This window comes from Micromonospora sp. NPDC048871 (assembly GCF_043198155.1).
In the GTDB taxonomy this organism is placed as follows: Bacteria; Actinomycetota; Actinomycetes; order Mycobacteriales; family Micromonosporaceae; genus Micromonospora.
The window spans coordinates 14,676-32,623 of the sequence record NZ_JBICUM010000019.1 but is presented as its reverse complement, the minus strand read 5'-3'; the positions used below and the strand labels follow the sequence as shown (position 1 = coordinate 32,623).

18 protein-coding genes, 1 tRNA gene and 1 other RNA gene are annotated in these 17,948 nt (G+C 69.7%); 13 read left to right on the top strand and 7 right to left on the bottom strand.

The window, feature by feature from the left end:
* Positions 1–41: 41 nt before the first annotated feature.
* Entirely contained in the window at positions 42–1,682 is a 1,641-nt protein-coding gene (locus tag ACGFIK_RS26365; RefSeq protein ID WP_393341925.1) for an FG-GAP repeat protein, read from the top strand.
* 63 nt (positions 1,683–1,745) lie between these two features.
* Here the strand turns inward: ACGFIK_RS26365 and ACGFIK_RS26360 are convergent, their stop codons facing one another.
* The 4 genes from ACGFIK_RS26360 to ACGFIK_RS26345 are packed head-to-tail and all read right to left on the bottom strand — an operon-like array spanning position 1,746 to position 3,873.
* Positions 1,746–2,276, bottom strand: a complete 531-nt coding sequence (locus ACGFIK_RS26360) for a hypothetical protein (protein WP_327023693.1) — start codon at positions 2,274–2,276, stop codon at positions 1,746–1,748.
* Between the two features lie 40 nt (positions 2,277–2,316).
* Positions 2,317–2,874 (bottom strand): hypothetical protein, encoded by a 558-nt coding sequence (locus ACGFIK_RS26355; RefSeq protein ID WP_357530584.1) that lies wholly within the window; start codon positions 2,872–2,874, stop codon positions 2,317–2,319.
* A 43-nt stretch (positions 2,875–2,917) separates the two neighbouring features.
* Positions 2,918–3,115 (bottom strand): DUF397 domain-containing protein, encoded by a 198-nt coding sequence (locus ACGFIK_RS26350; protein ID WP_393341923.1) that lies wholly within the window; start codon positions 3,113–3,115, stop codon positions 2,918–2,920.
* Positions 3,091–3,873, bottom strand: a complete 783-nt coding sequence (locus tag ACGFIK_RS26345) for a helix-turn-helix transcriptional regulator (RefSeq protein WP_357530583.1) — start codon at positions 3,871–3,873, stop codon at positions 3,091–3,093. The genes ACGFIK_RS26350 and ACGFIK_RS26345 overlap by 25 nt, the downstream gene beginning before the upstream one ends.
* A 532-nt stretch (positions 3,874–4,405) precedes the next feature.
* On the opposite strand from ACGFIK_RS26345, the gene ACGFIK_RS26340 reads away from it, so the two are divergent.
* The gene (locus ACGFIK_RS26340) at positions 4,406–4,666 is read left to right on the top strand and encodes a flavin reductase (RefSeq protein WP_393341920.1); all 261 of its coding nucleotides are present in this window, start codon (positions 4,406–4,408) and stop codon (positions 4,664–4,666) included.
* A gap of 89 nt (positions 4,667–4,755) precedes the next feature.
* Here the strand turns inward: ACGFIK_RS26340 and ACGFIK_RS26335 are convergent, their stop codons facing one another.
* Both ACGFIK_RS26335 and ACGFIK_RS26330 read right to left on the bottom strand, forming a co-directional pair.
* A complete protein-coding gene (locus tag ACGFIK_RS26335) occupies positions 4,756–5,895 on the bottom strand; it encodes a hypothetical protein (RefSeq protein ID WP_327023699.1) in 1,140 nt (379 codons plus the stop codon).
* Positions 5,892–6,233 carry a helix-turn-helix transcriptional regulator gene (locus ACGFIK_RS26330; protein WP_327023700.1) on the bottom strand — a complete coding sequence of 114 codons (342 nt, stop codon included), beginning with the start codon at positions 6,231–6,233 and terminating at the stop codon, positions 5,892–5,894. Before ACGFIK_RS26330 ends, ACGFIK_RS26335 begins: the two co-directional genes overlap by 4 nt.
* Positions 6,234–6,413: 180 nt before the next feature.
* On the opposite strand from ACGFIK_RS26330, the gene ACGFIK_RS26325 reads away from it, so the two are divergent.
* Both ACGFIK_RS26325 and ACGFIK_RS26320 read left to right on the top strand, forming a co-directional pair.
* Positions 6,414–6,659: an Arc family DNA-binding protein gene (locus ACGFIK_RS26325; RefSeq protein WP_327023701.1), complete on the top strand. Its 246-nt coding sequence runs from the start codon at positions 6,414–6,416 to the stop codon at positions 6,657–6,659.
* Positions 6,656–7,081 carry a type II toxin-antitoxin system VapC family toxin gene (locus ACGFIK_RS26320; RefSeq protein ID WP_327023702.1) on the top strand — a complete coding sequence of 142 codons (426 nt, stop codon included), beginning with the start codon at positions 6,656–6,658 and terminating at the stop codon, positions 7,079–7,081. Before ACGFIK_RS26325 ends, ACGFIK_RS26320 begins: the two co-directional genes overlap by 4 nt.
* Positions 7,082–7,217: 136 nt before the next feature.
* Here ACGFIK_RS26320 and ACGFIK_RS26315 read toward each other — a convergent pair.
* A tRNA-Ser gene (locus ACGFIK_RS26315) sits at positions 7,218–7,302 on the bottom strand.
* An 81-nt stretch (positions 7,303–7,383) separates the two neighbouring features.
* On the opposite strand from ACGFIK_RS26315, the gene ffs reads away from it, so the two are divergent.
* From ffs to ACGFIK_RS26270, 9 genes are all read left to right on the top strand, one after another.
* Positions 7,384–7,473, top strand: an RNA gene (ffs, locus tag ACGFIK_RS26310) — signal recognition particle sRNA small type.
* Positions 7,474–7,665: 192 nt separating this feature from the next.
* Positions 7,666–10,509, top strand: coding sequence for a DNA polymerase III subunit gamma and tau (locus tag ACGFIK_RS26305; RefSeq protein ID WP_393341916.1), 2,844 nt, complete (start codon positions 7,666–7,668; stop codon positions 10,507–10,509).
* A 225-nt stretch (positions 10,510–10,734) separates the two neighbouring features.
* Positions 10,735–11,043: a YbaB/EbfC family nucleoid-associated protein gene (locus ACGFIK_RS26300; protein WP_327027373.1), complete on the top strand. Its 309-nt coding sequence runs from the start codon at positions 10,735–10,737 to the stop codon at positions 11,041–11,043.
* Positions 11,044–11,051: 8 nt separating this feature from the next.
* The gene (gene recR / locus ACGFIK_RS26295) at positions 11,052–11,645 is read left to right on the top strand and encodes a recombination mediator RecR (protein ID WP_327023704.1); all 594 of its coding nucleotides are present in this window, start codon (positions 11,052–11,054) and stop codon (positions 11,643–11,645) included.
* Between the two features lie 349 nt (positions 11,646–11,994).
* Positions 11,995–13,659, top strand: coding sequence for an ABC transporter substrate-binding protein (locus ACGFIK_RS26290; RefSeq protein WP_393341914.1), 1,665 nt, complete (start codon positions 11,995–11,997; stop codon positions 13,657–13,659).
* Between the two features lie 77 nt (positions 13,660–13,736).
* Positions 13,737–14,741 carry an ABC transporter permease gene (locus tag ACGFIK_RS26285; protein ID WP_327023706.1) on the top strand — a complete coding sequence of 335 codons (1,005 nt, stop codon included), beginning with the start codon at positions 13,737–13,739 and terminating at the stop codon, positions 14,739–14,741.
* On the top strand, positions 14,738–15,706 hold the full coding sequence (locus ACGFIK_RS26280) for an ABC transporter permease (RefSeq protein ID WP_327023707.1): 969 nt from the start codon (positions 14,738–14,740) through the stop codon (positions 15,704–15,706). Before ACGFIK_RS26285 ends, ACGFIK_RS26280 begins: the two co-directional genes overlap by 4 nt.
* A 4-nt stretch (positions 15,707–15,710) precedes the next feature.
* The gene (locus ACGFIK_RS26275) at positions 15,711–16,814 is read left to right on the top strand and encodes an ABC transporter ATP-binding protein (protein ID WP_327023708.1); all 1,104 of its coding nucleotides are present in this window, start codon (positions 15,711–15,713) and stop codon (positions 16,812–16,814) included.
* Positions 16,811–17,914, top strand: coding sequence for an oligopeptide/dipeptide ABC transporter ATP-binding protein (locus ACGFIK_RS26270; RefSeq protein ID WP_327023709.1), 1,104 nt, complete (start codon positions 16,811–16,813; stop codon positions 17,912–17,914). Before ACGFIK_RS26275 ends, ACGFIK_RS26270 begins: the two co-directional genes overlap by 4 nt.
* Positions 17,915–17,948 lie beyond the last annotated feature (34 nt).

Sequence of the window (17,948 nt, the reverse complement as noted above, 5' to 3'; positions counted from 1 at the left end):
AACGGGGGTTCTTGATGCGGCGAAGTGTCGCAGGACTGTCCATGTTGGCGGTAGCCACCGGCCTGGCGGTGAGTGTGCCCGCCCCGGCGGCGGCGAACGACTACCGGACGGCCACCCGGGACGGGATCGTCCTTCAGCACTACCGAGTGGCGAAGGCGACCACCCCGGTCAAGGGGACCGGGCCTACCCGGTCCGACTTCGACGGTGACGGCATCGACGACATCGCCGCCTCCGCCGACCCCTCCGAGCACCGCTTCCCGCAGACCCCGATGGGTCTGGTGGTGGTGCGTTACTCCTCGGCACCGTACGTCGACTACTTCGCTCCCGCGGTCACGCCGGGCGGCGGTGAGCCCGCCTTCGGCGAGGTACTCGCCGCCGGGGACTTCAACGGTGACGGCTACGACGACCTGGCCGTCGGCGACTACGGCGAGTACGACCTGAGCGCGAAGGCGAACGCCGGCGGGGTCTGGGTGATCCCGGGCAGCGGCACCGGCCTGCGGCTCGACGGGGCGAAGCACTTCACCCAGAGCACGCCGGGAGTGCCGGGCGCCTCGGAGGAGGGCGACTGGTTCGGTTCGGCGCTGGCGGCCGGTGACATCAACGGCGACGGCCGGGACGACCTGGCGGTCGGGGCGTACGGCGAGGCGATCGGCAAGCTCACCTACGCCGGGGCGGTGACCGTCCTGTACGGCGGGGCCAGCGGGCTGACCGGCACCGGTGCGCAGCAGTTGCACCAGAACCAGGCCGCCGTTCCGGGTTCCGCCGAGCGCAACGACCACTTCGGCTGGACCCTGGCCATCGGAAAGGTCAACAACAACAAGTACGCCGACCTGGTCATCGGCGCACCGGGCGAGAACGAGGACAGCTCTCCTACCGGCAGCGGGATGCTCACGCTGATGTGGGGCTCCGCGAACGGGGTGAAGCTCAGCGGCGCCACCTCGGTCACCGGGGCGGCACTGCGCAAGGCGACCGGTCGTGACGACAGCTACGTGCGGAGCCTCGGCATGGCGCTGGCCATCGGTGACGTCAACGGCGACAAACTGGGCGAGGTGATCGCCGGGGCGCCGTACACGCAGTCCCCGAAGGGCAACGAGGGCATGGTCGCGGTCTTCACCGGTCGTACCGGTGGCGCCGGCCTGTCCAGCGGCGCGGTGAAGATGTTCAGCCAGCGTACGCCCGGGGTGCCCGGTTCGGCGGAGGTCGGTGACCTGTTCGGTGCCACCCTGGCGGTCGGTGACGTGACCGGCGACGGTCGGGCCGACGTGCTGGTGGGCGCGCCCGGTGAGGCGATCGGTACGAAGAAGCGGGCGGGCACGGTCGCCCTGCTCAAGGGTTCCGCATCCGGGTTGACCGGCACCGGTGCCCAGGGCTTCGACCAGGACCACCCGGTCGTACCGGGTGGGGCCGAGAGCAACGACCTGTTCGGCGGCGAGGTGGCCATCCTCAATCTGGACGGCAAGGGACCCCTGGACGCTATCGTGGCCTCGCCCGGGGAACTGGTCAGCGCGGACCCGGAGCGGCCCGCCTCCGGGTCGGTCGCCCTGTTCCACGGTGGTTCCGGGGGGTTGGTTCCGCAGTCCGCCTCGTGGAGTGGGGCGAGTATGCGTACGGACTTCGTCTGGCCCAAGTGGTACGGACGTCGCCTGGCCACCGCCCAGTCCGGCGCCCTGATGTACCACTGATCTGCACCCCTGACCTGATCTGACCTGGCTGGGCCGGCTCGCGTGCGAGCCGGCCCAGCCTGCTCAGCAGGGGCCGTGGCCTTCCAGGAAGAGGCGGTGGGCCCAGTGGGCGTACCCGGCGATGATCTTCTGGACGGTCCGGCCGTCGTGCAGGAAGAGGTAGGCGCGGTCGCCGTCGCGGGCCAGCAGACCGTCGAAGCGGTACGTCCCCTGTGGAGCGCGCAGCTCGCGTACGGTCGGGTAGCTGGCCCGGACCTCGGCGATCGGGGTGCCGGCGGTGATTCCCTCCGGGGTGCGGGCCGGGTCACCGGCCCAGAGCAGCACCAGCCGATCGTCGATGAAGATCGGGCTGACCATGGCGTGCCCGGCCAGGGTCGGGCCGCAGGCGTCGACGTCGGTACGCAGGATCCCGCGCCGGGTCAGCTCGTCCTCGGTGTCGCCGAAGTCCACATCGGCCAGCCCGTCCAGATCGACCACGGTGACCGAGGCGACCGGTTCGGGCATGGCCAGGTCCGCCGGTGGCATGGGTCCGCTGCCCGATACCGAGGCAGCCAGAAGCAGTGCGGCGATGAAGCCGAATTGTCGCAATTTCATCAGAATCCCCCAAGTCCCCAACGGGACGGGAGGGCTGAGGTTATTGCCGGGCTTCCCATTCCTCGGCCAACTCGTCCCAGTAGTCGGCGCTGAGCCCACGCCGCCCGTGCGTCAGCCACCCTTCGGTGCTCCGCTCGACGTGTAACCCCAGCTCGGCGAAGGGGTCGATCCATGCGCCGGGCTCCGCGCCCAACTCGATCAGGGCTGCGTTGATCGGCCACTGCGGGCGCGGCAGGTCGAAGGTCGAGTCGAAACGCGGCCCCCAGGCCAGCACCCCGTCCAACCAGACCGCCGCCGCCTGGCGTCCGACACCACCGGCGAACTCCGCCTCGAGGTACGCCACCGGCCCTCGCAGCGACCAGCGGGCCAGTACCTCGGTCAGGGCGGGGGAGAAGGTCAGCGTGAAGGGCTGCTCCGGGCCGGGCTCGTCGGTCGCGTAGTCCGGCGCGTTGCCGGTCAACTCCTGCACCAACTGCGGAGTCACCGGCAGTAGGGCGAAGTCCTGCCGCAGCTCGCCGAGGACGGCATGATCCAGCTCGCGGGTCTCCTCGCGGAGCAGTTCGGCGTCCGCGACAATCGCGCTGAGCTGGTAACTCACCCGGCGTCCACAGCCTGTGGATAGCACATGTGTACGACGGGGGTCAGTTGATCTCAGCGAGGAAGGCCCGCCAGGCGGTCGGGGTGAAGACCAGCGCCGGCCCGGTCGGATCCTTCGAGTCGCGTACCCCGACCAGGCCCGGCAGGTTGTCCGCGACCTCGACGCAGGCGCCGCCGTTGCCGCTGCTGCGGCTGCTCTTGCGCCACCGGGCGCCGGTCAGCCCGGCATCGTTGTGCTCCACGACTCCGCTACCTCCCTGATCAGGTCGACCGACTGCCAGCGCGACAGGGTCTCGCCGCGCACGTTCTCCCACACGGCCAGTATCGCCGCGATGTCGTCCTGTTCGCTAACCACCTGGCCCTGCAACTGGTTGTCCAGGTAGCCCGCGATGCGGTGATCTTCCGCAGTGGCGAGGATGAAGGGCCCATTGAGCCCGGCATATTCCCCCACAGTGGACGGCACCACGTACACCCGGATGTGTGGCTGGCCGGCGGATTCGGCCAGGGCCAGCAACTGCTCACGCATGACGGCCGGCCCGCCCACCGGGCGGCGCAGCACCGCCTCGTCCAGCACCACGGTGATTCGCGGTGGCTCCTCCCGTTGCAGAATCAGTTGGCGGGACATTCGGTGGGCCACCACCCGCTCCACCTCGCTGCGGGGGATCAGACCGCCGCCGGTGAGCACCGCGCGGGCGTACGCCTCGGTCTGGAGCAGGCCGGGTAGGACGTTCGGCTCGAACCAGCGCAGGGTGGTCGCCTCGCGTTCGATCTCCTGCCAGGGGCGGAACCAGACCAACGCCCGACGCCGCGAAATGTCCGGCCAAATGTCCGAGACATTCTTCTGGAGGGCATCTGCCGCCGTGAGCCGGTGCCGGGGGTGTGGGATCCGATCTTCCAGCAGCCAACGGCTGACCGTCTTGGGGTCGACCCCGACGCGTTCCGCTAGGGACTCGATGGTGTGCCCGGTGTCCCGCAAGGCGACTCGCAACGCGTCATTCATGGTGCCTCCCGAGTGGATGTCCGGAATATCTGGGCACCATATAGCTACGCCATGTAGTTGTCCCGTCACCTGCGCCAAATTGGGGTATCGACGGCGTGGCCGGTGGAGGTTCATCCCCCTTGACCCGGCGGCCACGGCGTCCGGGGGCCGCCGTCGGCGACCAACGGCGGCGGCTCCCATCCACTCATCAGGCCCTGTCGAGCTGATAGCGCAGGCGGATCACCAGAGACGGCCCGCCCACGACCGATGAGCCCGCACCACCGCGACCGGTGCGTCCGCGCCGGTCGCGAACGGTGCTCCTGCCCGTCGCGAGTGGCACGGCCGTCCACATTGTGGCCGTGCACATCGCGACCGGTGCGTCCGCGCCCGTCGCGACCGCTGCGGCCGTGCCCGTCGTGACCGGGTGCGTCCGCGCCTGTCGTGACCGGTGCGCCCGTGCCGGTCGGCTCGGCCGACGAGCAGATCGGGGTGAAGTCGTGTCGAATCAGGTTGGACGCTCTCGGCGGGAGCAGAGCACCGGGGACGAGGGCCGATGAGCCGTCGCCGGTCGTACCCGTCCCGGCGGCAGGAGCACCTGCCGTCCCGGCCGACGTGGCGGTGCCGGGCCTGCGGCTGCGCGTGGCCGTGCAGCGCGGCCAAGCTGCGGCTGCTGGGGCGGTACCGGGAGGATCGGGCCGGACTGTTGATCCACCTGACGGCGCTGCACGAGGAGGCCGCCGCCGAACTCGGTGACGTCATCTCAGCCGTCGTACTGCTCGACCGCTTCGTGTCCTGGGCGCGTGTCCGAGGGTGAGGAGACTGTCCGCGTACCTCCTGGGGTGTTGGATCCGGCGACGACCGGAAGCCGCGCGGCGTCGCCGGCGGCCCCCGTTGGCGTCGCGCTCAGCCCGCCGCGACCGCGGATTGTGGTGGTTGCTCCCCGGGCTGGGCCACGAGCACCGCCACCACGACGGCCAGCAGCCCGGCGATGCTCAGCCCGAGGATCAGCCAGGCCGGGCCCGCCGGGTAGTAGTAGTCGCCCGGGGTGAAGGCACTGTGCACGGTCAACAGCCCGCCCTCGTCCGCACTCCTGCCCAACACCCGCACCAGGTTGCCGTAGAGCGCGACCGCCGGCAGCGCCAGCGCCAACAACGCCAACCCCCAGGCCCCGGCACCGGTCACCCGCCGTCCGGGGGCAGCCCCTGCTATCCGGTACGCGACGGCCGCCGCGATCAGCCAGCCGACGACCAGCCCCAGCAGGGCGCCGACCAGGACCAAGGGCACAAACGCGGCGGTACGCGTCTGCCGGGCATCGACCGAGACGACGCCCCGATTCTCGGCCAGGTACCCGCGAACCTGGATGATCAGGCCGTTGGATTCGGCGGTGAACCGATCCCCGCTCAACGGGGTCTCGACCACGGTCCCGTTCTCCCCGGTCGTGACAGTCCTGCCGGAGAGTGGAGTCAGCCCGGAGACCGCCCACCCCTCATCGGCGAACCGCTGCCGCACCTGCTCCGCATCCCAGCCCGAGGCGGAACCGGTGGCGTCGACCCGATCGGCGTGCCAGTTCGTGCTCTGCCGGTGCGCCTGCACCTCACCGGTCGCGCCGGCCTGCTGGGTGAGCCGGGTCATCGCGGCGTCGTCCGGCAGGCTCGTGAAGGTCTGGGCACCCAGCCACGAACCGGCGGCGGCACCGAAACCACCCAGGGTCAGCGCGGTGAGCAGCGCCGCGACCACCATGATCGGACGACCGGCGGGCAACCGGAACCGCAGCCGCAGACCGCTGCCGACCAGGTGCAGGGCATCGCCGAGACCGGGACGGCGCTGCCCGGGTGCCGCCATCTCCAACAGGGTGGTCACCAACTCCGTGCCATGCCGGTGCCGGTGCCGACCCGGATAGGCCAGCAACAATCGCCGGTACCCGCGCTCCAGCCGCTCGTCCGCCGCCGGCCAGCCGACCGCGTCGACCCCTGCCTGCTGCCCGGCGGCGGTGTCGGGCGGCCAGGCGGCACTGTGGTCGGCCGGCGGCCAGGCGGCGGTCATGCGGTCACCGTGCCGAAGCTCAGGGCGTTGCCCAGGCGCTTGCCGAGCTGGGTCTCAGCGGCGGCGGCGTGCCGGCGCAACCGCTCGATCTGTGCCTTGAGGGCGGCGGCCCCCGGATCACTGAGCCGGTAGTAGCGGCGCAGTCGGCCCTCGACGGCCTCCTCCCGGTCCACGGCGACCAGGCCCTGCTCCGTCAACCGGTCGAGGGCGCCGTAGAGGGTGCCCGGTCGCAGCTTGACCTCGCCCCCCGACAGTTCATCGACCGCTCGGATGACCCCGTAGCCGTGCAGTGGCTGCGCGGCGAGTGCAGTGAGGATCAGAAAAGTGGGTTCCTGCATGTCATCGACAGTACGCCCACCGTTATATACCGTCAACCGAGTGTCGATGACGACTGTGGTTGCTGCTCTGCCCTCTGCCGTAGGGGGCCTGCCGTGAGCGCGAACACCGCCAACTCATCGACCAGCGGGCGCTAGCATTGATAGCGGGATGGTTGTCTGCACCGCGAAGGAGGCAAGGCGATGGCTGCCCTCAGCATCCGAGACTTGGATGACTCGGTGAAGGACAAGCTCCGTCTCCGCGCTGCTCGGCATGGTCGGTCGATGGAGGCCGAAATCCGAGCCATCCTGACCACCGCAGTTGCCGAGGACACTCAGCGCGCTGATCTGTTCGGCGCCCTCACCGAGCGGTTCCAGCAACTCGGCGGCGTGGATCTCGACATCCCGGAGCGGACCACGCCGCCCCGGGCGGCTGATCTGGTCGAATGATCGTCCTCGACACGAACGTCGTCTCTGAACTCATGCGCGCGGAGCCGGCCCCAAGAGTGCTTGCCTGGGTGCGGGCGAACTCGGACAACGGTCTCTACACCACAGCGGTCACCGTCGCGGAGATCCGCTATGGCATCGCTCGCCTGCCCGAGGGCCGACGTCGGGAGTCGCTACATCAGGCGGCCAACGAGATATTCTCCGCCTTCCCGCGGCAGGTCCTTCCCTTCGGTCTCGGCGCAGCCAATGCCTACGCCGAAATCGTCGCTGACCGGGAGACCACCGGCCATCCGATCGATGGCTTTGACGCGCAGATCGCAGCGATCTGCCGCTCCCAGGTGGCCACTCTTGCCACCCGCAACCTGAAAGATTTCGCCAACACCGGCATCGTCACGGTGGATCCCTGGGACGAGCCGTTCGACTGAAGGCGTCTGCTGTCCTGGCGATCAGGACGACTCGGAGTCAGTCGCCATGGCTGACTCTGAGACAGAGCGACCGTAGAGACGACTCAGGGCCGGTCCCGTTGGGGGCCGGCCCTGTCGTTCGTGCAGCTCTTGCGAGCGGAGGATACGAGATTCGAACTCGTGAGGGTGTTAACCCAACACGCTTTCCAAGCGTGCGCCCTAGGCCTCTAGGCGAATCCTCCGCGAGCCAGGATACAGGTCCCCGAGACGTTGCCCACCCCACCACCCCCTGAAGATCGACGAGGGGTCGGGTAGGCTGGGGCTACCTCCCGTGCGGCGGTACCTCGTGAACCTCCCCAGGGCCGGAAGGCAGCAAGGATAAGCGAGCTCTGCCGGGTGCACGGGAGGCCTTTCTGTCTCAAGGCCCCATGATCGACCTCAAGGCCCCATGATCGACGCCGTTACGGCGGTATGGGGGTGTCCCTGGCCCGTCGATGCCCCCACAACGGCGTAACGGAGTCGATCTCAGCTCAGGCCCGGCGGGGTGGGTGGTCAGTCGGGCGCGGGCAGCGGAGAATGGCGCGGTCGAGAGGAGGCGGGACGCCGTGGCACTGGCGCTCTACCGCAAGTACCGGCCGCGTACCTTCGCCGAGGTCATCGGGCAGGAGCACGTCACCGAGCCGCTGTCGCAGGCACTTCGCAGCGGGCGGCTCAACCATGCGTACCTCTTCTCCGGGCCGCGTGGGTGTGGCAAGACCTCCAGCGCCCGGATCCTGGCCCGCTCCCTCAACTGTGAGCAGGGTCCCACCCCGGAGCCCTGCGGGGTCTGCGCGTCGTGCCGCTCGCTGGGCAGCGACGGGGCCGGCTCGATCGACGTCATCGAGATCGACGCGGCCAGCCACGGTGGTGTGGACGACGCCCGCGAGCTGCGGGAGAAGGCCTTCTTCGCGCCGGCCAGCAGCCGCTTCAAGATCTATGTCATCGACGAGGCGCACATGGTCTCGTCGGCCGGCTTCAACGCCCTGCTCAAGCTGGTGGAGGAGCCCCCGGAGTACGTCAAGTTCATCTTCGCCACCACCGAGCCGGAGAAGGTCCTCGGCACGATCAAGTCGCGGACCCACCACTACCCCTTCCGGCTGATCCCGCCGAAGGTGCTGCGGCCCTACCTGGAGCAGTTGTGCCAGGCCGAGGGGGTTCAGGTCGAGCCGGCGGTGTTTCCGCTGGTCGTACGGGCCGGTGGGGGCAGCGCCCGGGACAGTCTCTCCGTACTCGATCAGCTCATCGCCGGTGCCGGTCCGGACGGTGTCACCTACGCGCGGGCCGCCGCGCTGCTCGGTGTCACCGACTCGGCGCTGATCGACGAGATGTGCGACGCCCTGGCCGCCGGGGACGGCGCCGCCGCGTACGCCACGGTCGACCGGGTCGCAGAGGCCGGGCACGATCCGCGTCGGTTCGCCTCGGATCTGCTGGAGCGGCTGCGTGACCTGATCGTGCTGCAGCAGGTGCCGGACGCCGCCGCCAAGGGCCTGATCGACGGCCCGGACGACCAGATCGAGCGGATGACCGCCCAGGCCCAGCGGCTGGGTCCGGGCACCCTGTCCCGGTGCGCCGACATCGTGCACGACGGCCTGGTGCAGATGCGCGGCACGACCGCCCCCCGGCTGCTGCTGGAGCTGATCTGCGCCCGGATGCTGCTGCCCGGGGTGGACGACTCCACCGGCGGCCTGCTCCACCGCCTGGAACGCATGGAACGTCGGCTGACCCTCGCCGGCACGGAAACCCCGTCGGCCGCCGCCGACTCCGCGCCGGCCACAACCCCCCCGACGGTACGCACCCAGCCTCCCGCCCCGCCCGCGGCTGCCGCCGCGACCCGGGCCGCCACCGCCGCTGCCGCGTCGGCTACCGCCAACGGCGCCGGGGCGACCCGGGCTGCCTCGCCGGCTCCCGAGACCCAGGCCGGAAGTGACGCCCTCCACGACGGCGGAGCGCCCCAGGCCGGGACTGCGGCCGACAACGGCTCGGTCCCGGCGGGCGAGGCAGCACCTGCCCCACGTCGGCAGGTTCCGCCCTCGGCCGTGATGCCCGATCCGGTCACCCCCGAGCCGCCCCGACCGGGTGCGGTGACTCCCGGGGTGCTCGACGCGGTCGCGGTACGGCGGGTCTGGCCGGAGGTGGTCGGCAAGGTCAACCGGAGCAACAAGAAGATCGCGGCGCTGATGCGTGACGCGGTCGTACGCGACCTCGACGGCGACACCCTCGTACTGACCGTGAAGTCGGCCGTACTGGCCCGGATGATGTCCGACCACGCGCAGGTGCTCACGGACGCGCTCTACGAGGAGTTGGGCGGACGCTGGCAGATCCGGTTCGAGGTGGCCGGCGAGCGGAGCGGAATGTCACCCGGCAACCCGCGCGCCACCGCCCCGTCGCGTCCCCAGTCTCCAGCACCCTCGAACGGCACGACCCCCGCCGCACCACCGGTGGCTTCGACCCCGTCGGCCGGGGCCCAGGGCGGAGGTCACCCCGCAGCGCCCGGAGGATCGGCGGATCCTTCAGCGGCCGACGGACTGGCGGGTCGTCCCGCAATGGCCGGGGGACCGGCGGGTTCCGCAGCGGCCGGGGGATCGGCCGAGGAGGACGAGGGGTGGCCCGAACCGGCCCGCCCCGGCGGCGCTGCCGCCACCGGCACTGCCGAGGCGAGCGAGGCGGACAACGACTGGCCGGAGGCGGCGCGCCCCGGTGGCGCCAGTGGTGTCGGCTCCGGTACCTCCACGAACGGTGCTTCCGGCGAAGCCCGGTCGACTGCAGTGGACCCGGGCCAAGCAGGTCGGTCCGGCGCAACCGGGTTGGGCAGATCCGCTACTAGCGGGATGCAGCCGGGTGGTCCGGCCCCCGGCGGAGCGCAGTCCGGCGGGCTGGCTACCGGCGGGGCACAGTTCGGTGGGCCCGCTGACGGCGGGGCACAGTCGGCCGGATCGGCCACCGCCAGGGCCCAGGCGAGCGGGGCAGGACCGGTCGGGTCGGCTGCCGGCGGGGCACCGAGCGCGCGGGCGGGTACCGGGACTGCGGTCGCAGCAGGAGCGAGGACGACCCGGTCGGAGGTACCGGCCCCCGGAGGCGGCAGAAGCGCCCCGGCAAGCAGTGCGATCGCGGCAGCCCGTGCGGCAGCGGCCGGACGGGGTACCCGTACCAGCCAGGCGGCCCGGCAGACCGCGGACGCCGAGTTCGCCGGCGAGCCGCCGTACGATCCGGATTTCGACGGCCCGTTGCGCGGCGGCGGCGTCAGTGCTGCCCCCACGGCCGCCTACGAGGGATTCGACCCGGGCGACGAGCCCCTGGACGAGATCATCGACGAGAAGACCGCCCGCCAGTCGAGCGAGGAACAGGCGCTACGCCTGCTCCGCGAAGCCTTCGCCGGCACCGAAAAGATCAGCGAATCCGACACCCGCTGACCCACCCCACCCTCACCCCACCCCCACTCTCCGGCGATCTTGCACTTTTGGTCGGGGCAAATGCCGTGTTCGGGGGCAATAAGGCGACCGAAAGTGCAAGATCGGCGGGGGAGGGTGGTGGGGGTGCGCGGTGGTGGGGTGGGGTCGGTGGGGGCGGTTAGGGTGGGCGTGAATTACGTAGCCGAGTCATAGGGAGCCGTCGTGCGGCCTGGTGGACAGCCGAACATGCAGCAGATGCTGAAGCAGGCGCAGAAGATGCAGCAGCAGATCGCCAAGGCGCAGGCCGAGTTGGCCGAGGCCGAGGTGTCCGGCACCGCCGGTGGTGGTCTGGTCACCGCGACGGTCTCCGGTGCTGGCGAGATCAAGAGCATCAAGATCGATCCGAAGGCGGTCGACCCGGAGGATGTGGAGACCCTGGAGGACCTGGTCGTCGCGGCGCTGAACAACGCCAGCGAGGCGGCCCGCCAGTTGACCGAGCAGAAGATGGGCCCGGTGGCGGGCGGGATGGGCGGCCTCGGCCTGCCCGGGTTCTGAGCCCGCAGATGTACGAGGGTGCCATCCAGGACCTGATCGACGAGTTGGGTCGGCTGCCGGGGGTCGGTCCCAAGAGTGCCCAGCGGATCGCCTTCTACGTGCTGTCCGCGGACCCGGCCGACGTCAATCGGCTGGCGGGGGCGTTGCGGAAGGTCAAGGAGTTGGTGCGGTTCTGCACCAACTGTTACAACGTCGCCGAGTCGGACCAGTGCCGGATCTGCCGCGACCCGCGCCGCAGCGACGAGGTGGTCTGCGTGGTCGAGGAGCCGAAGGACGTCGTGGCGATCGAGCGGACCGGTGAGTTCCGCGGGCGCTACCACGTGCTCGGTGGAGCGATCAATCCGCTGGAGGGCATCGGTCCGGACAACCTGCGGATCCGGGAGCTGATGACCCGGCTCGGTAGCGGGGTGGTCCGTGAGCTGATTCTGGCCACCGATCCGAACACCGAGGGTGAGGCGACCGCTACCTACCTGGCGTTGCTGGTCAAGCCGATGGGGATCTCGGTGACCCGGCTCGCCAGTGGCCTGCCGGTCGGCGGCGACCTGGAGTACGCCGACGAGATCACCCTGGGGCGTGCCTTCGAGGGGCGTCGGGCCGTCTGAATCGGTCACCGAACCGTCTAAAGAGGCGCCCGTGTGGGAGTCCACGGGAGACCTTGCGGGCCGTGTCCGCGTGCTGCGGGCACGGCCCGACGGGGCCGCCGGGGTGTGACAGCGCCTTGATCCGGCGGTCGATCGATGTAACAGAATGATATCGATTGGCGTGGGCTTATTGGGTTGTTTGTCCGATAGTCCGAGGGGTCGTATTACAGCGGCTGGTCACTAAGGACACGATCCGGTACCAAGAGCTTCCCGTGCCGTTTCCGGCCAGTCCGAACGGGAGCTATGGTCACCGCCAGCGGTGACCCTGTCACCACGTTGTCCGTACCCCCTAGGACGAGGTGAAAGCACCATGCGTGCATCCAGGCCGAAGGTCGCTATCGCGGCCATCGCGGCCGCGGCCCTCGCGGTAGCAGGCTGCGCCGAAAGCGACCGCGAAGAAGGTTCCGGCGGTAGTAAGAAGGACACCCTCGTCTTCGGCGTTGCCGGAGACCCGAAGGTGCTGGACCCCAGCCTCGCCAGCGACGGTGAATCGCTGCGCGTGGCCCGTCAGGTGTTCGAGACTCTGGTCCGCCCGGAGGAGGGCGGCACCAAGGTCAGTCCCGGTCTCGCCGAGTCCTGGGAGCCGGACGCCGCCGGCACGACCTGGACGTTCAAGCTGCGTACCGGCGTGAAGTTCCACGACGGCGAGGAGTTCAACGCCGAGGCCGTCTGCTACAACTTCAACCGTTGGTACAACGCCAAGGGTCTGATGCAGAGCCCGGACGTGACGGCGTACTGGCAGGACATCATGGGTGGCTACGCCGCCAACGAGGACCCCACTCTCGGTGAGAGCCTCTTCAAGTCCTGCACCGCCACCGACCCCACCACGGTCAGCCTGGCCTTCACCCGGGTCTCCAGCAAGATCCCGGCCGCCCTGATGCTGCCGTCCTTCTCCATCCACAGTCCGAAGGCGCTGGAGCAGTACGACGCCAGCAACATCTCGGGTAGCGCGGATGACATCAAGTACCCGGCGTACGCGACCGCGCACCCGACCGGTACCGGCCCGTTCAAGTTCAAGTCCTGGGACGTCCCGAACAAGACGCTGACCCTGGAGCGCAACGAGGACTACTGGGGCGAGAAGGCCAAGCTCAAGAGCCTGATCTTCAAGACCATCTCGGACGAGAACGCCCGTAAGCAGGAGCTGCGTTCCGGCGGCATCCAGGGCTACGACCTGGTTGGTCCGGCCGATGTGGAGCCGCTGAAGGGCGAGGGCTTCAACGTCCTGACCCGTCCGGCCTTCAACATCCTCTACCTGGCGATCAACCAGAAGGGGAACCCGAAGCTGGCCGACCTCAAGGTCCGGCAGGCGCTCGCGCACGCGATCAACCGCCAGGCCCTGGTCGACTCGAAGCTGCCCCCGGGCGCTCAGGTCGCGGTGAACTTCTTCCCCGACACCGTCGAGGGCTGGAACGGCGACGTCACCAAGTACGACTACGACGTCGAGAAGGCCAAGGCCCTGTTGGCCGAGGCCGGTGCCTCCGACCTGACCCTGCGGTTCCACTACCCGACCGAGGTCACCCGGCCGTACATGCCGAACCCGAAGGACCTGTTCGAGCTGATCTCGGCGGACCTCCAGGCGGTCGGCATCAAGATCGAGGCGATCCCGCTCAAGTGGAGCCCGGACTACCTCAACGCCACCACCTCCGGTGACAAGCACGACATCCACTTCCTCGGATGGACCGGCGACTACGGCGACGGCTACAACTTCATCGGTACCTTCTTCGACCGGCAGAAGGACGAGTGGGGCTTCAACAACCCGGCCCTGTTCGAGAAGTTCAAGAAGGCTGACAGCACTGCCGACATGGCGGAGCGGATCGCGCTCTACAAGGAGCTGAACGCCGACATCATGAACTTCCTGCCCGGTGTGCCGATCTCGCACTCGCCGCCGGCCATCGTGTTCGGCAAGGACGTGACCGGGGTCAAGGCGAGCCCGCTCACCGACGAGCGGTTCTCCACCGCCGAGTTCAAGTCCTGACCTGAAGCACCGACCGCGGGCGGGCGCTGTTACCCACAGCGTCCGCCCGCGATCCTCAGCACACCCACGAGGCGGCCGTGTTCCGGTTCATCGTCAGACGCCTACTACAGCTGATACCCACGCTGTTCGGGCTCTCCATCCTGTTGTTCATCTGGCTCCGGCGGTTGCCCGGTGGCCCCGAGACCGCCATCCTCGGCGAGCGGGGTACGCCCGAGATGCGGGCCGCCATCCGCCGTAACCTCGGCCTCGACGAGCCGATCCTGATCCAGTACGGCCGGTTCGTGAAGCGGATGGTCCGCCTCGACCTCGGCACCTCCATCTCCACCAAGCGCGAGGTGACCACGGAGTTCCTCCAGCGCTTCCCCGGCACGATCGAGCTGACCATCACCGCCATGGTGATCGCGATCGGCATCGGCATCCCGCTGGGCTACCTGGCCGCCCGCAAGCGCGGCCGGTTCCTCGACTACGCGTCCGTCGGCGGGTCGCTGATCGGCATCTGCATCCCGGTCTTCTTCCTGGCGTACGTGCTCAAGGCGATCTTCTCGGAGAACCTCGGCTGGTTCCCCTCCAGCGGTCGCCAGGACCCGATCCTCGGGGCCACCCGGATCACCAACTTCTTCGTTCTGGACGGGCTGATGACCCGGGAGTGGGACGCCGCCGCCGATGCGCTCTGGCATCTGATCCTGCCGGGCATGGCCCTGGCCAGCATCCCGTTGGCGATCATCGTCCGGATCACCCGGGCCAGTGTGCTGGAGGTGCTGGGCGAGGACTTCGTCCGCACCGCCGAGGCCAAGGGCCTGACCGAGAACGTCGTACGCCGTCGGCATGTGCTGCGCAACGCGATGCTGCCGGTGGCCACCTCGATCGGTCTGCTCACCGGCGGCCTGCTCTCCGGGGCGGTGCTCACCGAGACTGTCTTCGCCTTCAGCGGGATCGGAGCCTTCCTCGCCGAGTCCATCAGTAACCGTGACTATCCCGTTCTGATGGGCTTCATCATGATCATCGCAGTGGTCTACGTACTGGTGAACCTGATCGTGGACCTCTCGTACAGCCTGATCGACCCGAGGGTGAGGGTCCGATGACGATCATCAGCGGGAAGAAGCGCGAGAAGATCGACCGCCTCGCCGAACTGGCCGCCCGGGAGGACGAGCGCGGGGTAAGCCTGTGGCAGGACGCGTTCCGCCGGCTGCGGAGTAACCCCGCCGCCATCGTCGGCGCGGTCATCCTGGCCATCTTCGTCCTGGTAGCCATCGTCGGACCGTTCTTCGTGCCGTACGGCCCGAAGGACACCATGGGCATCCGCGAGGGTGTGGTCAAGGTGGGGCAGGGCCTGATCCCCGGCCCCTCCTCGGAACACTGGCTCGGCTACGACCACCAGGGTCGGGACGTCTTCAGCCGGATGATCATCGGAGCCCGGCAGACCCTGCTGGTCGGCGTGGTCGCCACTCTGATCGGTTTGGCGATCGGTGCGCTGATCGGTGGGGTGGCGGGTGCCGCCGCCGGGCTCGGCGGCCGCTGGGGCCGCATGGTGGACACCACCCTGATGCGCTTCATCGACATGCTGCTGGCCCTGCCCAGCCTGCTGCTCGCGGTGAGCATCGCGGCGCTGCTCGGGCCCAGCCTGATCACCGTCATGATCGCCGTGGGTATGGTCTCGGTGCCGGTCTTCGCCCGGCTGCTGCGCGGTTCGATGATCGTCCAGTCGAACAAGGAATACGTGCTGGCGGCCACCTCCCTCGGCGTCAGCAAGCCGAAGATCGCGCTGGCGCACGTGCTGCCGAACTCACTGGCCCCGGTCATCGTGCAGGCCACCCTGACCCTGGCCACCGCGATCATCGAGGCCGCCGCCCTGTCCTACCTGGGCCTCGGTAACCCGGACTCCTCCGTACCCGAGTGGGGCGTGATGCTGGCCGACGCGCAGCCGTGGCTCGGCATCCGGCCCGCTCTGGCTATCTATCCGGCGGTTGCCATCATCATCACCGCGCTGGGCTTCACCCTGCTCGGTGAGGCGATGCGTGAAGCCCTCGACCCGAAGCTGCGGAAGTAGAACAATGGCCCTCCTTGAAGTGGAAGACCTCTCGGTCAGCTTCGCCCGGCGCGGTCAGCGCACCGTACGCGCCGTCGACGGGGTTTCCTTCACGGTCGACGCCGGTGAGGTGGTCGGCCTGGTCGGCGAGTCCGGCTGCGGTAAGTCGGTGACCTCGCTGGCCATCATGGGGTTGCTGCCCAAGCAGCCCGGGTTGTCGGTGGGCGGCAAGGCCGTCTTCGACGGCACCGACCTGCTCCAGCTCGACGACCGATCCCGGCGCGACATCCGGGGCCGGGACATCGCGATGATCTTCCAGGATCCGCTCTCCTCGCTGAACCCGGTCATCCCGATCGGCCTCCAGGTCACCGAGGTGCTGACCCGGCACCGCGGGATGAAGGGTGACGCGGCGGCGAAGGAAGCCGCTCAACTGCTGGACCGGGTGGGCATCCCGGACCCGAAGCGGCGGCTGAAGGAATATCCCCACCAGCTCTCCGGTGGGATGCGGCAGCGGGCCCTGATCGCCATGGCGGTGGCCTGCCAGCCCCGCCTGCTGATCGCCGACGAGCCGACGACCGCCCTGGACGTCACCATCCAGGCGCAGATCCTGGAACTGCTCAAGGACCTGGTCCGTGACTCCGGCACCGCCCTGGTGATGATCACCCACGATCTCGGTGTGGTGGCCGGCATGTGCGACACGATCAACGTCCTGTACGGCGGCCGGGTGGTCGAGACCGCCCGACGGCGTCCGCTGTTCCGCGAGCCCCGGCACCCGTACACCGTGGGGTTGCTCGGGTCGGTGCCGCGGCTGGACGCCGGACGTGGCGAGCGGCTCACCCCCATCCCGGGCTCGGTACGGGATCTGCTGCCCTGGGTGGAGGGTTGTGCCTTCGCGCCGCGCTGCACCCGGCGGGTGGATGCCTGTGTGGGGCAGCCGCCGGAGCTGGTGACGGCGCACGACGGTCACAGCTACCGTTGCGTCAACCCGGCCCCGCCGGCGGGCGCCACCCCGGCAGCGGCACCCGTCGACCCGGCAGCACCCGTCGACCCGGTCGACCCGGCGGCTACCGGCGAGGCGACCTCGGCCGGTGGCCAGGTGCCGGCGCCGCGCGAGGAGGAGAAGCCATGACCGACAGCGACATCCTCGTCGAGGTACGGGACCTGAAGGTGCACTTCCCGATCAAGCGGGGAGTGCTGTTCGACCGGACGGTCGGCCACGTCAAGGCGGTCGACGGGGTGGACCTGCGCATCCCGAGGGGCAAGACCTACGGGCTGGTCGGCGAGTCGGGTTGCGGCAAGTCCACCCTCGGGCGGGCGCTGCTCCAGCTCAACCCGCCGACCGCCGGGCAGGTCAGCTTCGACGGTGTCGAGCTGACCACCCTCGCCCCGAACAAGCTGCGCGCCATGCGCAAGCGGATGCAGATGATCTTCCAGGACCCGATGTCCAGCCTGGACCCCCGGCAGAACATCGAGTCGATCCTGACCGAGGGCCTGCAGACCCACGGCATCGGGGGCAGCCGGGAGGAACGCCGGAAGATCATCTCGGAGACCCTGGACAAGGTCGGGCTGCCGCGGTGGGCCCTGTCCCGCTACCCGCACGAGTTCTCCGGCGGCCAGCGGCAGCGCATCGGCATCGCCCGTGCCCTGGTGCTGGGGCCGGAGCTGATCGTCGCCGACGAGCCGGTCTCCGCGCTGGACGTGTCGATCCAGGCCCAGGTGGTCAACCTGCTGGACGAGCTCCAGGACAGCCTGGGTCTGACCTACCTGGTGATCGCGCACGACCTGGCGGTGGTCCGGCACATCTCCGACACCGTCGGAGTGATGTATCTGGGTGCCCTGGTCGAGGAGGCCCCGGGGGACCGGCTCTACACCGAGCCGCTGCACCCGTACACCCGGGCCTTGATGTCGGCGGTGCCGGTGCCGGACCCCGACGTCGAGGACCGTCGGGAGCGCATCCTGCTCGCCGGTGACCTGCCCTCACCGGCCAACCCGCCGGCGGGCTGCCGCTTCCACACCCGGTGCCCGTGGGCCCAGCCGACCCGCTGCGCGGACGAGCGTCCGGTGCTGCGGGAGATCGGCGAGAGTCGGGTCGCCTGCCACTTCGCCGAGCGGATCGCCAGCGGCGAGCTGCGTCCGCACAAGGTGAGCGTGGAGATCGTCCGGCCGGCCGGCGAGGGCGAGGAACCCGAGGTGGTCTCCGCCCCCAGCGAGCCCGGCTCCTTCGTGTAGAGCAGCAGCCCCTTCCGGTACGCGCACCGGAAGG

Excerpts from the sequence above, each read along its gene's own strand:
- ACGFIK_RS26360 (WP_327023693.1), bottom strand. The coding sequence starts at position 2,276 with ATGAAATTGCGACAATTCGGCTTCATCGCCGCACTGCTTCTGGCTGCC.
- ACGFIK_RS26275 (WP_327023708.1), top strand. The coding sequence starts at position 15,711 with ATGGCCCTCCTTGAAGTGGAAGACCTCTCGGTCAGCTTCGCCCGGCGC.
- recR (WP_327023704.1), top strand. The coding sequence starts at position 11,052 with ATGTACGAGGGTGCCATCCAGGACCTGATCGACGAGTTGGGTCGGCTG.
- ACGFIK_RS26270 (WP_327023709.1), top strand. The coding sequence starts at position 16,811 with ATGACCGACAGCGACATCCTCGTCGAGGTACGGGACCTGAAGGTGCAC.
- ACGFIK_RS26290 (WP_393341914.1), top strand. The coding sequence starts at position 11,995 with ATGCGTGCATCCAGGCCGAAGGTCGCTATCGCGGCCATCGCGGCCGCG.
- ACGFIK_RS26340 (WP_393341920.1), top strand. The coding sequence starts at position 4,406 with ATGAGCCGTCGCCGGTCGTACCCGTCCCGGCGGCAGGAGCACCTGCCG.
- ACGFIK_RS26330 (WP_327023700.1), bottom strand. The coding sequence starts at position 6,233 with ATGCAGGAACCCACTTTTCTGATCCTCACTGCACTCGCCGCGCAGCCA.
- ACGFIK_RS26325 (WP_327023701.1), top strand. The coding sequence starts at position 6,414 with ATGGCTGCCCTCAGCATCCGAGACTTGGATGACTCGGTGAAGGACAAG.
- ACGFIK_RS26365 (WP_393341925.1), top strand. The coding sequence starts at position 42 with ATGTTGGCGGTAGCCACCGGCCTGGCGGTGAGTGTGCCCGCCCCGGCG.
- ACGFIK_RS26320 (WP_327023702.1), top strand. The coding sequence starts at position 6,656 with ATGATCGTCCTCGACACGAACGTCGTCTCTGAACTCATGCGCGCGGAG.
- ACGFIK_RS26335 (WP_327023699.1), bottom strand. The coding sequence starts at position 5,895 with ATGACCGCCGCCTGGCCGCCGGCCGACCACAGTGCCGCCTGGCCGCCC.
- ACGFIK_RS26345 (WP_357530583.1), bottom strand. The coding sequence starts at position 3,873 with ATGAATGACGCGTTGCGAGTCGCCTTGCGGGACACCGGGCACACCATC.
- ACGFIK_RS26280 (WP_327023707.1), top strand. The coding sequence starts at position 14,738 with ATGACGATCATCAGCGGGAAGAAGCGCGAGAAGATCGACCGCCTCGCC.
- ACGFIK_RS26300 (WP_327027373.1), top strand. The coding sequence starts at position 10,735 with ATGCAGCAGATGCTGAAGCAGGCGCAGAAGATGCAGCAGCAGATCGCC.